A 14,200-nucleotide genomic window follows, 5' to 3' on the forward strand; every position below is an offset into this window, starting at 1 on the left:
TTTGCGGTAAATTTAAAACTTAGTATGACCAAAAACGTTCGCGTGCGTTTCGCACCAAGCCCTACTGGACCTTTACATATTGGCGGTGTTAGAACTGCTTTATTCAACTATTTATTTGCCAAAAAACATGGTGGTGATTTTATTTTACGTATTGAAGATACAGATCAAAACAGATATGTTGAAGGCGCCGAACAATATATAATTGATGCCCTAAATTGGTGTGGAATGCCGTTTGATGAAGGCCCTAATAAAAACGAAAAATTTGGTCCATATAGACAAAGTGAACGCAAAGCGCTGTACAAACAATATGCTCTACAACTTATTGAAAGTGGCAACGCTTATTATGCTTTTGATACAGCTGAAGAATTAGATGCTCATAGAAAAGATCATGAAGCTAATGGAAAAACATTTATTTACAACTGGCATAATAGACAAAAACTAAGTAACTCTTTAGCTCTTTCTTCGGATGAGGTAAAAGCTAAAATTGACTCCGGCGAAGATTATGTTATTCGTTTTAAATCGCCACAAGATGAAACCTTGCATTTAAAAGACATTGTTAGAGGTGACATAAAAATTGATACAAACATTCTTGATGATAAAGTTTTGTTTAAGGCCGATGGTATGCCTACCTATCACCTAGCTAATATTGTTGATGATCATTTAATGGAAATCACTCATGTAATCCGTGGAGAAGAATGGTTACCTTCATTAGCATTACATTACCAATTGTACGATGCTTTAGGATGGGAAGCTCCACAATTTGCACATTTACCACTAATATTAAAACCAACAGGAAAAGGGAAATTAAGCAAACGTGATGGTGATAAATTAGGGTTCCCTGTGTTTCCTTTAGAGTGGACCGATCCAAAATCTAATGAAGTATCAAGGGGTTATAAAGAAGATGGCTACTTTTCTGAATCAGTAGTAAATTTCTTAGCATTCCTAGGATGGAATCCTGGTACAGAACAAGAACTATTTAGCTTAGAAGAACTAACACAGGCATTCGATTTAGAGAAAGTAAATAAGGCAGGTGCCAGATTTGATCCAGATAAGATTAAATGGTTTAACCATCATTATATGCAACAGCAAAACGATGCGTTAATTGCGGAACGTTATAAGCAATCTCAACCTGAGTTAAAAGATATAGATGTAAACTATATCGAAATGGTGGTTAGTTTAATAAAAGAACGTGCTTCTTTTGTAAGTGACCTTTGGGAATTGAGTAGTTTCTTTTTTGAAGCTCCAGCAAGTTATGATGAAAAAGCCTCTAAAAAGGCATTCAAAGAAGGTACAAAAGACATTTTAACAACAGTTGCTGAACTTGTAAACAATACTGAAGACTTTACAGTAGAAAATCTTCAAAACACCATTAAGGGTTGGATAACCAATAACGACATTGGATTTGGTAAAGTTATGATGCCGCTTAGACTAGCCTTAGTAGGTGCGTTACAAGGACCAGATGTTTTTGATATTATTTACATGATTGGCAAAAATGAAACTGTTAAACGTATTAATGCTGTTATAGCATCCTTATAAATGAATTTAGAAAAAGCCAAAATAGAAGTCAATGAAATAGGCTATTCTATTTTGGCTAATGTATATTCAGAACATGAGTTAAATTCCATTTCCAATTGTATAGATAACGTTTCTCTTAATTCGCATTCAGTACAACACAACCAAGATGTATACGCTATAAGGCAACTCCTTAGAACTATTCCGCAGTTGTATCCTCTCCTGTTTAATAACAACCTTTTAGGCTTATTAAACTATTTATTCGACTCAACTTATTTTCTAACCAAAGCTATTTATTTCGACAAACCTGAAAATTCAAATTGGTTTGTTCCCTATCATCAAGATTTAAGTATCTCTGTTGATAAGAAAGCTGAAGTAGAAAACTACATTAACTGGACTTTCAAAAAAGAGCAATATGGTGTACAACCTCCAACTAAAATTCTAGAAGATACTATAACATTGCGCATACATTTAGATCATACCAATGCTCATAATGGTGCTTTAAATGTAATTCCAAAATCGCACCTAAATGGAGTAATTAGAAAAGATTCCAAACATTGGCATACACAACAACCCCAAATATGTTCAGTTAAAAAAGGTGGTGTTATGCTAATGAAACCTTTAATTTTACATGCCTCCAATAAAACTACTAACAAAGAACAAAGGCGTGTAATTCATTTGGAGTTTAACCATCAAGAATTAAGTAAACCATTAAATTGGTCAGAAAAATTAAAAATAATTTAATATGAAACACTTTATATTATTAATTTCAATAGTACTAATCCTTTCTTGTAACCAATCTAAACCAAGTGAATTAAATCTAACCCTTCACAATAAAAAGGTTTTAATCTTAGGAAACAGTATAACACAAAACGGAACTTATGTAGATTTTTTAGAATACTATCTTAGAAAAAGTTATCCAAAGGATACCTTAAATATAATTAGTATTGGTTTATCTAGTGAGACCGCTTCTGGAGATTCTGAAGTTGACCATGCTTTTCCAAGACCATGCATTCATACTCGATTAGATAAAGCATTAGAAACAACTAAACCAGATTTAGTTTTAGCTTGCTACGGTATGAACGATGGTATATATTCTGAACTAGACAGTATAAGATTCCATAATTATAAAAACGGTATTCTTAAATTAAAAAAGAAGGTAGAAGCAACAGGTTCCGAGTTCGTATTAATCACACCTACGCCATTTGATGCTAGTAGAAAAAAAGTCACTGAAAACAGTACGAATTACTCTTATAAACAACCTTATGCACATTATAATAATGTACTTAAAACTTACGCCAATTGGTTAACTACTATTAAGGGTGTCCAAACTATTAACCTTCATAAATTCATGGGTACCGAACTAGAAAAGCTAAAATCTAATTATCCTGATTCTACCTTTATTCCTGATGGTATTCATCCTAACAAAATTGGTCATTTTTATATGGCAAAGCAGATATTAAACGACCTATACCCAGAGATAACTATTAAAGATGCTAAAACCGAACTGGGTGATTTAAAAAATGATACACTTTTTAATTTGGTAAGTAAACGAAGAGCAATACGATCTAATGGTTGGTTGCGCTATATTGGTTATGTAAAAAAAGACACCGTTACATTAGATGATATAGCTCCTACACAAAAACATGTTACTGACTTTGATGTGCGAATTAGTGCGCTATTAAATAAAAACTAAGATCCTAGAAATTCCAGATGTTACCTAAATTAAAACGAAATCATTGCTCCTAAAAATAGCATATTTTGATTTCCTTTAAATCTATCATTTCCTCCAGAGGTATCTAAACTTTCATCTTCGAGTTTTTTCAAAATATTGGTGAAACCATAAACGTATTGTGCTCTAAGTTTAAAGTTTCTAATTCCTACCGAAGCCCCCACTGCCCCATTAATATTAAATCTGGAAATATTAGATATAGCATCGGCTGTTATATTAGAATAATTATTAATGTAGTAATTAGCTTTAGATTCCTCTTTAAGTTCTAACTTTCCTCCATACTGCAGCATTGGTCCAACATCAATTGTAAAATAATCATCTATAACCTTTATGTTCATTAACAAAGCCGCTTGTGCCATCATTATTTTATAATCTAGGAATTCGTTAGTAGTATCAGTCATAGTTGGTCTGGCAGAAATTCCAAAATTATTTTCGGCAAACTGAAAACCAAAAGAAATATTATACCATTGATGAGGTATATCTACTGTTGAAAAAAAGCCTCCTGAAAAACCACTACCTTGCTCTGTCACAAAATTGTCTGTAGAAATATTAAACTGAGTTATTCCTCCGGTAATTGCAATACCATTAGAAATCCTATATCTACCGCGTTGAGAAAAACTTTTTGTAACAAAACTTATAGAAATTGCTACTAATAAGAAAAGTTGTATTTTTTTCATAGTCTTTTGGGTTAAAGCGTAAATATAACTTAAATTAGTAACACATTATTTTAACCATTTAATTTATCGTTATGGGATCCTATCTTATTTATCCAATTATTTTTTTCGGGCTTATTATTTTTATCTCTGCGTTCTTTATTGTTAAGCAACAAACAGCAGCTATAATTGAACGTTTTGGTAAGTTTCAAAGCATTCGTCATTCTGGTCTTCAACTAAAAATTCCAATTGTAGATAGAATTGCAGGTAAATTAAGTTTAAAAATTCAACAGTTAGATGTAATTGTTGAAACTAAAACTTTAGATGATGTATTTGTACGTTTAAAAGTATCTGTTCAATACAAAGTAATAAGAGAGAAAGTATACGAGGCATTCTATAAACTAGATTATCCACATGATCAAATTACATCTTATGTATTTGATGTGGTGCGTGCAGAAGTACCAAAAATGAAATTAGACGATGTCTTTGTTAAAAAAGATGATATTGCAATTGCTGTAAAATCTGAATTAAACGATGCAATGATGGAATATGGTTATGACATTATTAAAACACTTGTAACTGATATTGATCCAGACGCTCAAGTAAAAGCTGCAATGAATAGAATTAATGCTTCAGAACGTGAAAAAATTGCTGCACAGTATGAAGGTGATGCACAACGTATTTTAATTGTTGAAAAAGCAAAAGCTGAAGCAGAAAGTAAACGTTTACAAGGTCAAGGTATTGCAGACCAACGTAGAGAGATTGCTCGTGGTTTAGAAGAGTCTGTGGAAGTTCTTAACCGTGTTGGTATTAACAGTCAAGAAGCTTCGGCACTTATTGTAGTAACGCAGCACTATGATACGCTTCAGTCTATAGGTGAAGAAACTAATAGTAATTTAATTTTATTACCTAATTCACCACAAGCAGGAAGCGATATGCTTAACAATATGGTAGCAAGTTTTACTGCTAGTAATCAAATTGGTGAAGCCATGAAAAAAGCAGAAAAGAACAAGAAAAAAGAAGAAGAATAATTAAACTCCTAAAACAAAAGCCCTCTAGAATTAGAGGGCTTTTTAATTATAACTTTCTTAGTTTAGGTTTTTTCTTCTCTTTCTCCACTTCTCTTTTATCATTCTTTCTTCCTGGAAATGTTAAGCTCGTACTAGAAAATGTAGTTCCAAAATTTAAATTGGCCTGATACACTTGACTTACCGCATCTTTTACCTGATGTTCTGAAAGTTCTTTTAATGGGTGAATGAAGACAGACCACAAAACACCTTCAGATACAGCGTACTTAACATCTAAAGCCGTATGAAAATTAGCTACTAAACATGCTCTAATTAACTCATTATTTAAAGTTTCTGAATCGGCAATTGGAGAAATAATGCGCATTCTATTATGCGTGCTATCTGTAATGCAAACAATAGGAACCTTTTTAATATAAAACTGCCAGCTTCCTAAGTTACCAACAATAGAATCACTTACCTCAGTATAAATTTCTTGAAGCTTCTCATTGGTCATGTTCTGCGAAAGCATAAAACCAGGTAACAAACAAAAGATTAAAACAAATTTTTTCATAGCCTTATTTTATTATTTAAACGGATGCCTCTCTTCCCACGTTCTAATAGGATTCATATATTTTACAACGCATTTTAATACAGTATTAGCAATAACATGATTGGTATGTTTTAAGTAAACACTCATAGCATAAGGTTTGGCACCAATGGAACTCTTTATTTCCATAGCTGTTCTTGCATATACAATGGTTTTAAAATTATTCTCTATACCAAAACATGCCATGTTAAAAAGCATGTTTAAATACATTTGATGTTTACGTTGCAACGTTTTATTATAACCAAGAAAGTAAGTCTCTAACGTATCGTAATTTTTAATTAAAGAATAAAAACCAACCAATTCTGTATTTAAGAAATAACCAAAAACTTTAAAGTTATCCTTTAAATGTTCTTTTAAGCTCACAAAATGATTTTTAGCTAGTTTAAAGGAGTTTACTCTAGCATTATCTGATACTGTTGCGTAAAGTTCAAAAAGTTCATTAGAATGCGTTTTAATGAAGTCTAAATCCAATTCCTTACATATTAAATCGGTACATTTCTTTTTGGCAGTTTTATACCGTCTTTTATACTTCTTATTAAATGCTTTAACATAATCTTCAGAACAGGTCCAAGAACCATTTACATTAAACAACATATTGGGTTGTACTTGTACTTTGTATAAATTTTCTTTTTTAAAAAAACTTGCATCATTGTGAATTTCCTCATCTTCAAAATAATCTTTAAAGACAATGATTCTAACTTTCTTATTGAAAGTTTTTTTAATATAAACTGAAAGCTCGTTAATAGCATTCTTAACCGTATTTAAAAATACTATTTGAGAAATTACTTCAGAATTATACCAAATTCCATGCTGACCCGTATGCATTAAATTGCCAACAACTAATCCATTACCTCTAACAAATTTAGAAACCAACTGCCTCCCTATTTGTTTTACAAAAGAATTTGAAGCGTCTCTAAAAACATCATCTAAATACATTTCCACACGCTGAATAATAGCTATACCAGCCAAAGACTCCCCTTTAAATACCCCAACAAAATAAGAGGAAATATTACTTGGTGTGGATTCCTCCAAGCCTTTTAAAAATGATGTTTTAAGAAAAATATCCTTAACAGGTAAGTTATCCCAAGCTTCGGGGATACTGGATACAGAATTATATATTTTAAAACTAATCAACTAAAAATAAAAAGACCGAAGTTAAAACACTTCAGTCTTTATTTATGTTATAAAATTACAAAATCTTTAATGCCAACCACAAATAATTGCTCCCATAACTGCCATTGTTACTGCCCAATAACCTGCATTTATAAGTATATATTTTGCACCCTTTCTTTCAAACAGGGCATTAGTTCCTAAAATTGGGAGTCCAACAAAAATTCCAGCAAAAAAACCATGTAATGCTCCATGCCCAAAACTTCTATGAGCTGTTCCATAATCAGACATAAACGCAGCATAAGAAGGTAATGCATTTTCAAGATCTCCACCTACCATACCCATTGCACCTATTTGGTGAATAGTTAAAGTATGCATGCCTAAGGCAAGTAAAATGGCAAAAATGAAAGCCATGGCAAAAATTTTACCCATATTAGCCCCTTTCATTTTATCTTCTGTCATGTCTGCTGCCTTCATCCAGGCAGTACCAAAAACTTTAGGATTATACCAAATAAAACCAACAACTAATGCTGATACAGCTGCCGCCGCAATTGCTAAAAAATTAAATTCCATAATAATTTTAGTTTATAGTTAGAACTTAAATATAATCAAAAAAATATTACAGATAATTGATTTAAAGCTTAATAACCACTTTAAAACATCTTATAGCATTTGTGCTTCTGCAACCAATAACTCGTTTTTATCTTCCAAGGCTTTAGCAATAAAAGCATCTATAACTTCATTTTTATCTAAACCATTCTTAAGTAAAACACCTAAAGTAATAGCTGTTGCAATACGTGTTCCAACTTTTTTGGCAGCAGTTGCAAATAAAGGTTCTAAATCTTCATAACGCACCTCTTCTGCTAACTTTAAAATTTCAGCTTTAGACTTTTCTTGTTTAGCCTCTGGAAGATTGGTATATTTTTTTCCAAGTTGCTTAATTACATCTATAGGTTTGCGTTGCGATTGCTGTTGTTGCGGTTTTGGTTTATGTTGATTATTTGCTTGAACCTGCGGTTTCTTTTTTGCCCAAGTGTCTCTTAAACCAACAGTTTTATTAAAGATTATATTATCTAAACTGGAATCATCATCAACATTAAAATAACCTAAACGTTGAAATTGAAATCTTTCACCAATCTTTGCATCTTTTAAACTAGGTTCTACAAAAGCTTCAATTAATTTTAAAGAATTAGGGTTAATGAATTCCATAAAGTCTTTATCCTGATGACCATCTGGTGCTTCATCCATAAACAACCTATCATATTCTCTAACCTGAGCTTTTATAGCGTGTTCTATAGATACCCAATGTAATGTTCCTTTCACCTTTTTTGATGTATCTTCAGAATAGGTACAATGAATTTCAGTAATATTCCCTTGAGTATCTTTAACAACATCGTTAGCTTTAATGATGTAAGCATTCTTTAGCCTAACTTCACCACCTAGTTTTAATCTAAAAAACTTATTACTAGCCTCTTCTTTAAAATCCTCTTTTTCAATATATAATTCTCTTGAAAAAGGTACTTTTCTAAAACCAGCAGAAGCATCTTCTTGATTGTTTTCAGCCTCTAACCATTCCACTTTATCTTCGGGATAATTGGTAATAACTAACTTAACGGGATTTAAAACAGCCATTACTCTTGGGGCTGTTTTATTTAAATCTTCGCGAATACAAAACTCCAGTAGTGATACGTCTATTACATTATCTCGTTTGGCAACCCCCGCGGTTTCAACAAATTTTCTTAAAGCATTTGGTGTATAACCTCTTCTGCGTAATCCAGAAATTGTGGGCATACGCGGATCATCCCAACCAGTAACAACCCCTTCGTTAACCAATCGCAATAACTTACGCTTACTCATAATCGTGTAGCTTAAGTTTAGGCGGGCGAACTCACGTTGTTTTGGTCTAAGTTTATTAGCATCTACAACTTGGTCTAAGAACCAATCATATAGTTCTCTATGCGGTTTAAATTCTAAAGAACATAACGAATGAGAAATCTGTTCAATATAATCACTTTCACCATGAGTCCAATCATACATTGGATAAATACACCAATCATTAGCTGTTCTATGATGATGCTTTTTTAATACCCTATACATAATAGGGTCACGCATCAACATATTGGTATGTTTCATATCTATTTTAGCTCTAAGAATATGTTCTCCTTCATCAAATTCGCCCTTTTTCATTCTATCGAACAAGTCTAGATTCTCTTCTACTGTTCTATTTCTAAATGGGCTATCAACTCCCGGTTGTGTTGGTGTACCCTTTTGTTCTGCCATAGCTTCACTTGTTTGTGAATCTACATAGGCTTTACCATCCTTTATAAGCTGAATAGTCCAGTCGTATAATTGCTGAAAATAATCTGAAGAATATAGTTCTTTATCCCATTGATAACCTAACCACGCTACATCACGTTTTATAGCATCTACATATTCTTGTTCTTCTTTAGCCGGGTTAGTATCATCAAATCTTAAATTTACAGGTGCATTATACTTTTCACCCAAACCAAAACTAATACCAATAGCCTTTGTATGCCCTATATGTAAGTAGCCGTTTGGTTCTGGTGGAAACCTAAAACGCAGACTATCTCTAGACATTCCATTAGCTAAATCTTCTTCTATAATTTGCTCGATAAAATTGAGTGGTTTTCTTTCCTCAGACATTTTAAATCGTATTTCTATCAAATAAGGGGTAAAATTACGGAAAATCAACCTATTTTAGCCCAATAACTATTCAGTTTATTTAAAACAAAAATGGGTATAATTAAAGTTGAAAATATTAGAGTTTATGCCTACCATGGGTGCTTAAAAGAAGAAACGCAAATAGGTAGTGAATACAGAGTTGATTTAGAAGTAAAAGCAGATTTAAAAACTTCTGCAAAAACAGATGAACTTAGTGATACTGTAGATTATGTTCTTTTAAATAAAATAATAAAAGAAGAAATGGCAATTCCGTCCAAGCTTTTAGAAACAGTAGCTAAACGTATACTAGATAGAATTTTTAATGAAGATAATTTAGTAAAAAAAGCAACGGTTTGGGTTAGCAAAATTAACCCTCCTATTGGTGGAGATGTTGAGTACGTAACGATAAAAATGACTGATAGACGTAAAAAGTAAAATTAAGTAATGAAAAGTAATATTTTTTTTTACATTTGCAGCATATTCTTGATTCCCTTACAAGAACTTTAAATAGCAAAAAACAATAAATAGAATAAGGCGTCATGGCCGAGTGGCTTAGGCACAGGTCTGCAAAACCTGCTACAGCGGTTCGAATCCGCTTGACGCCTCAAAATTTTAATTTGCTATTTGTTCTTATCTCCCTAAAACAAGGACTTTAATTAGTAAGCATTTATAAGGCGTTGTGGCCGAGTGGTAGGCCCAAGTTCGCAAAACTTGGTACAATGGTTCGAATCCATTCGGCGCCTCTAAAAAAAGCTTCCAGAATTAAACTGGAAGCTTTTCTTTTATAGGTTTAATATGTTCTTCTATCCTATCTTTATTTTTTTGGATTGTTTCTGGAAATAATCCTTGAATCAATAATAACACACCAAAACCTAAAATAACTAAAGCTACTATCTTTTTTGTTTTAAAAATTAGCCTTGGTGTAAGTCTGCTTTTTAATCTTTTTGCTACTATAATTTTTAATAAATCAACTAACAAATAGGTTAAGAGAATAGTACTTAAAAATATAATTACACCATGTTTAGATGTGGTTAGAGTATTAGCTAAAGCAATAAAAACAACCCAACCTAACAACACTCCAATATTAATAAAGTTTAAAAGGAATCCTTTTAAAAACAATTTACCATAACCTTTCTTTAACTCAACAGTATGGTATTCTCTAACTATTTCTCTAAAAGATTTGGATGTTTTTACAAATGAAATTATACCGTATACTACTAACAAAACACCTCCAAAAATTAAAAAGTTAGGATCGTCTTTTACCCTTACCAATAATTTTTTAGTACTAAAAAAGGCTACTAAAATAAAAATGATATCAGCTAAAATAACTCCTAAATCAAATATTAACGCACTTTTAAAACCCTTAGTAGCTCCTGTTTCTAATAGAACAAAAAACACAGGACCAATTGTAAAGGCAAGTACAATACCAAAAGGAATAGCTGTTAAAATATCATCAAACATAACCATAAAAAGCTTACTACAAAGTAACTAAATATTTTATGATTTTTCTGATTGTTTTGTCCTGTTATTTAAAAAGAAAAGCCACTAATAATTAGTGGCTTTATTTATTATAATGAATTTAAACTTAAGTTACATACGTTTTATCTTTCCACCAGCAAATTTACTTTCATTAACAGTTTTTGGATCTCCGTAAATATAGACATTCCCTCCTGCTCTAATACTTACGTCTACAACATCTTTGGCATTAACATGAGCTTCTCCTGCAGCTTTAACCGCTACTTTAGTTTTGGCAGTAACCAATTCTTTTCCTTCGTAAATACCACCAGTTAATAAGGAAATATCTTGATTTTTAGCATTCCCTATAGCTATAACAGTTCCACCTGATACTGACTTAATGTTAGCATAGGAAACATCTAAATCTACATCAATTTTTCCTCCTTCTTGTGCTCTTAAATCAATTTCAAATTGTTTTATTTTATCTTTAGAATGCACTCTTGCACCTTCATTTACATCTATTACATCCACCTTGGAATAGTATAACTTAACTTTAACTGTGTTACCATCAAAGATTTCCTTTAATTTCATTTTAATCTTTAATGTGCCATTCTTGTTATTAACAAGTACATTTTGTGCGTTAAATCCAGATATAACAACTTTGTTGTGCTCAGCTTCTATTAATTCAACATCAATTAAATCATAAACCTTTAATTTATTGAATTCTCCTATTTCCTTTTCAATTGTATTTTGAGCAAACACCAACGATGAAGTGAATAATAGAAGTAGTATTGATAAATGTTTCATCTTTAATATTTTTATTATTAACGCAAAATTATCAAGAATTATTCCGAAGTAAATTAACTTTAAGAAAATTTTTTGATTAAATCGTCACCTTAACCGCAGTTCCAGTTATAGAAACAAAAATTACACCAGAAGCATCTGAAGTTTCAATATCTATACTAATACCAACAACCGCATTAGCATTTAATTTTTGAGCATTCGTTTTTAAATTCTGAAATGCTTCTTCTTTTATTTCATTTATACGCTTTTCGAAGGATTGATAATATTTCTTCATATTAAAACTTAGGGAAACTTTAGGAATATTAACGCTTACCCCAGTTACGATACCTAAATAATTTTCAATCTTATGTCCTTCAATAGTATCTGTTGTTGATAAAACCATTAAACTATCTTTAATTATTAATTTAATTAATCTTCATTTTTTCCAACTAAGTAAAAGTCCAGATGTTTTTTAATTAAATCTGTGTTCTTAACCTTTACAATAACTTCTTCTCCTAATTGATATATGTTTTTAGTCTCTCTTCCAACTAAGGCATATTGACTTTCATCAAAAGCATATTGATCGTCTTTAATATCTCTAATACTTACCATACCTTCACATTTATTAGAAATAATTTCTACATAAATACCCCAATCTGTAACTCCTGAGATTACACCCAAAAATTCCTGATCCTTATGGTCTTCCATAAAACGTATTTGCATATATTTTATAGAATCTCGTTCCGCTTTTGTGGCAAGATTTTCCATGTTGCTAGAATGCTGGCACTTCTCTTCAAAATCTTCTTCGCTTGCAGATTTCCCACCATCTAAATAATGTTGTAACAATCTATGTGCCATCACATCTGGATACCTTCTAATAGGTGAAGTAAAATGCGAATAATAGTCAAAAGCCAAACCATAATGACCAATATTATGAGTTGTATATTCTGCTTTACTCATACTCCTAATAGCAAGTGTATCTACCAAATTCTGTTCTTTTTTTCCAACAACTTCTTTTAATAAATTGTTTAAAGAAGCAGTTACACTTTTTCTATCCTGAAAATTTAACTTGTAACCAAATCTCCCCACTACATTCTGTAAAGCTGCCAATTTACTATCATCTGGTTCATCATGAACCCTATAAACAAATGTTTTCTTTGGATTTTGTTTACCAATAAATTCAGCAACTTTTCTATTAGCTAATAGCATAAATTCTTCTATTAACTTATTGGCATCTTTGCTGGTTTTAAAATATACACCTTCCGGATTGTTATCTTCGTCTAAATTGAATTTAACTTCAACTTTATCAAAAGAAATAGCACCGCTACTCATGCGTTTTTTACGCATAATTTTAGCTAGTTCATCTAGTTTTAAAACAGCATCGGCAAGAGCCTGATCTGTTTTATATGCTTCTCCCGTTAAAGAAACTTCTTGAGGAATAGTATTTGTTTTAGATTCTATAATTGCTTGAGCTTCCTCATAAGCAAATCTAGCATCACTATAAGTAACTGTTCTACCAAACCATTTATCTTTTACCTCTGCTTTATCGTTTAATTTAAATACTGCGGAAAAAGTATACTTTTCTTCATGAGGTCTTAAAGAACAAGCATTGTTAGACAGTACTTCTGGCAGCATTGGTACTACTCTATCTACCAAATATACAGAGGTTGCTCTGCTGAAGGCTTCATCATCTAAAACAGTGCCTTCTTTTACATAATGAGACACATCTGCAATGTGAATACCAATTTCATAAAGTCCATTTTCTAAAACAGTAAAAGACAATGCATCGTCAAAATCTTTAGCATCTTTAGGGTCTATGGTAAAGGTTAAATCTTTACGCATATCTCTTCGTTTAGCAATTTCACTGTCTGTAATAGATGTATCTAAGGTATTCGCGTAATCTTCTACTTCATATGGAAATTCATAAGGTAATCCGTAATCGGATAAAATAGCATGAATTTCTGTATTATGTTCCCCAGGTTTACCTAAAACTTTGATAACTTTTCCAAAAGGTGAGTCTGCATTATCAGGCCAATCTTCAATTCTAACTAAAACTTTATCGCCTTCTTCAGCTTTAAAAGTTTTGTTAATAGGAATAAAAATATCTTTATACATTTTGGCATTATCGGGAACTACAAATGCATATCTCTCATGAATTTGAATAACGCCAACATATTCATTTTTCTCTCTTTTTAATATGTTAGTAATTTCACCTTCTAACTTACCTCTTTTACGTCTTTTGTATAAATAGAATTCCACTTCATCTCCATGAAGTGCTTTGTTCATATTATTGGAGGCTACAAATACGTCTTCGTCAAAGGCATCACAAATTATATAACCTGAACCTTTAGCAGACATATCAACAACACCAGAATGGTATTCTGTATTAATAATGGCTTTAAATTTTCCTCTATCTACTTGTTCTATTTCTTGCTTAGCAGCTAGTTTAGCAAGTGTTTTTATAATTTGGTTTCGACTGCTGGCATCATTTACTCCTAACTTTGCAGCTATTTGCTTATAATTAAAAGAACTATTACGATTCTTTTTTAGAATACTTAAAATAGCATTAGTTAAGTTAGGAATTCCTTTTCTAGATTTCCTCTTTTTTTTCTTAGCCATAGATTTTCATAGCAATATATTTTGCTAAAGGTATTAAGTT

The 14,200-nt window shown here is 31.6% G+C and carries 14 protein-coding genes and 2 tRNA genes; 7 read left to right on the forward strand and 9 right to left on the reverse strand.

Annotated features, from left to right (window positions below; all coding sequences use genetic code 11):
• The first annotated feature begins 24 nt into the window (after nucleotides 1–24).
• Genes gltX through FUA24_RS12605 form a run of 3 tightly spaced genes read left to right on the forward strand, consistent with a single transcriptional unit; the run spans nucleotide 25 to nucleotide 3,208 of the window.
• Nucleotides 25–1,536: a glutamate--tRNA ligase gene (gene gltX, locus FUA24_RS12595; protein WP_148542825.1), complete on the forward strand. Its 1,512-nt coding sequence runs from the start codon at nucleotides 25–27 to the stop codon at nucleotides 1,534–1,536.
• Nucleotides 1,537–2,256, forward strand: coding sequence for a phytanoyl-CoA dioxygenase family protein (locus tag FUA24_RS12600; RefSeq protein ID WP_148542827.1), 720 nt, complete (start codon nucleotides 1,537–1,539; stop codon nucleotides 2,254–2,256). It begins immediately after the preceding gene.
• Between the two features lies 1 nt (nucleotide 2,257).
• Nucleotides 2,258–3,208, forward strand: a complete 951-nt coding sequence (locus tag FUA24_RS12605) for an SGNH/GDSL hydrolase family protein (RefSeq protein WP_148542829.1) — start codon at nucleotides 2,258–2,260, stop codon at nucleotides 3,206–3,208.
• A gap of 29 nt (nucleotides 3,209–3,237) precedes the next feature.
• Here the strand turns inward: FUA24_RS12605 and FUA24_RS12610 are convergent, their stop codons facing one another.
• Nucleotides 3,238–3,921, reverse strand: coding sequence for a hypothetical protein (locus FUA24_RS12610; RefSeq protein ID WP_148542831.1), 684 nt, complete (start codon nucleotides 3,919–3,921; stop codon nucleotides 3,238–3,240).
• Between the two features lie 71 nt (nucleotides 3,922–3,992).
• Here FUA24_RS12610 and FUA24_RS12615 point away from each other — a divergent pair, with 71 nt between their 5' ends.
• Nucleotides 3,993–4,928: an SPFH domain-containing protein gene (locus tag FUA24_RS12615; protein ID WP_148542833.1), complete on the forward strand. Its 936-nt coding sequence runs from the start codon at nucleotides 3,993–3,995 to the stop codon at nucleotides 4,926–4,928.
• 46 nt (nucleotides 4,929–4,974) lie between these two features.
• Here the strand turns inward: FUA24_RS12615 and FUA24_RS12620 are convergent, their stop codons facing one another.
• The 4 genes from FUA24_RS12620 to FUA24_RS12635 all read right to left on the reverse strand — a co-directional run bounded on the left by FUA24_RS12620 (nucleotide 4,975) and on the right by FUA24_RS12635 (nucleotide 9,285).
• Entirely contained in the window at nucleotides 4,975–5,475 is a 501-nt protein-coding gene (locus FUA24_RS12620; RefSeq protein ID WP_246147044.1) for a hypothetical protein, read from the reverse strand.
• A gap of 12 nt (nucleotides 5,476–5,487) precedes the next feature.
• Complete coding sequence (locus tag FUA24_RS12625; protein WP_148542835.1) at nucleotides 5,488–6,645, reverse strand: GNAT family N-acetyltransferase; 1,158 nt, start codon at nucleotides 6,643–6,645, stop codon at nucleotides 5,488–5,490.
• 66 nt (nucleotides 6,646–6,711) lie between these two features.
• Complete coding sequence (locus tag FUA24_RS12630) at nucleotides 6,712–7,194, reverse strand: DUF1761 domain-containing protein (protein ID WP_148542837.1); 483 nt, start codon at nucleotides 7,192–7,194, stop codon at nucleotides 6,712–6,714.
• A 90-nt stretch (nucleotides 7,195–7,284) separates the two neighbouring features.
• Nucleotides 7,285–9,285: a glutamine--tRNA ligase/YqeY domain fusion protein gene (locus tag FUA24_RS12635; RefSeq protein ID WP_148542839.1), complete on the reverse strand. Its 2,001-nt coding sequence runs from the start codon at nucleotides 9,283–9,285 to the stop codon at nucleotides 7,285–7,287.
• Between the two features lie 90 nt (nucleotides 9,286–9,375).
• On the opposite strand from FUA24_RS12635, the gene folB reads away from it, so the two are divergent.
• From folB to FUA24_RS12650, 3 genes are all read left to right on the forward strand, one after another.
• The gene (gene folB / locus FUA24_RS12640; RefSeq protein ID WP_148542841.1) at nucleotides 9,376–9,738 is read left to right on the forward strand and encodes a dihydroneopterin aldolase; all 363 of its coding nucleotides are present in this window, start codon (nucleotides 9,376–9,378) and stop codon (nucleotides 9,736–9,738) included.
• A 98-nt stretch (nucleotides 9,739–9,836) separates the two neighbouring features.
• Nucleotides 9,837–9,908, forward strand: a tRNA-Cys gene (locus FUA24_RS12645).
• A gap of 68 nt (nucleotides 9,909–9,976) precedes the next feature.
• Nucleotides 9,977–10,046 (forward strand) — tRNA-Cys (locus tag FUA24_RS12650).
• A gap of 19 nt (nucleotides 10,047–10,065) precedes the next feature.
• Here FUA24_RS12650 and FUA24_RS12655 read toward each other — a convergent pair.
• The 4 genes from FUA24_RS12655 to rnr all read right to left on the reverse strand — a co-directional run bounded on the left by FUA24_RS12655 (nucleotide 10,066) and on the right by rnr (nucleotide 14,160).
• A complete protein-coding gene (locus FUA24_RS12655) occupies nucleotides 10,066–10,764 on the reverse strand; it encodes a LysE family translocator (RefSeq protein WP_148542843.1) in 699 nt (232 codons plus the stop codon).
• 129 nt (nucleotides 10,765–10,893) lie between these two features.
• Entirely contained in the window at nucleotides 10,894–11,565 is a 672-nt protein-coding gene (locus tag FUA24_RS12660) for a head GIN domain-containing protein (protein WP_148542845.1), read from the reverse strand.
• Between the two features lie 76 nt (nucleotides 11,566–11,641).
• Nucleotides 11,642–11,944 (reverse strand): YbjQ family protein, encoded by a 303-nt coding sequence (locus FUA24_RS12665; protein WP_148542847.1) that lies wholly within the window; start codon nucleotides 11,942–11,944, stop codon nucleotides 11,642–11,644.
• 26 nt (nucleotides 11,945–11,970) lie between these two features.
• Complete coding sequence (rnr, locus tag FUA24_RS12670; RefSeq protein ID WP_148542849.1) at nucleotides 11,971–14,160, reverse strand: ribonuclease R; 2,190 nt, start codon at nucleotides 14,158–14,160, stop codon at nucleotides 11,971–11,973.
• Nucleotides 14,161–14,200 lie beyond the last annotated feature (40 nt).

It is taken from the genome of Seonamhaeicola marinus, assembly GCF_008085455.1.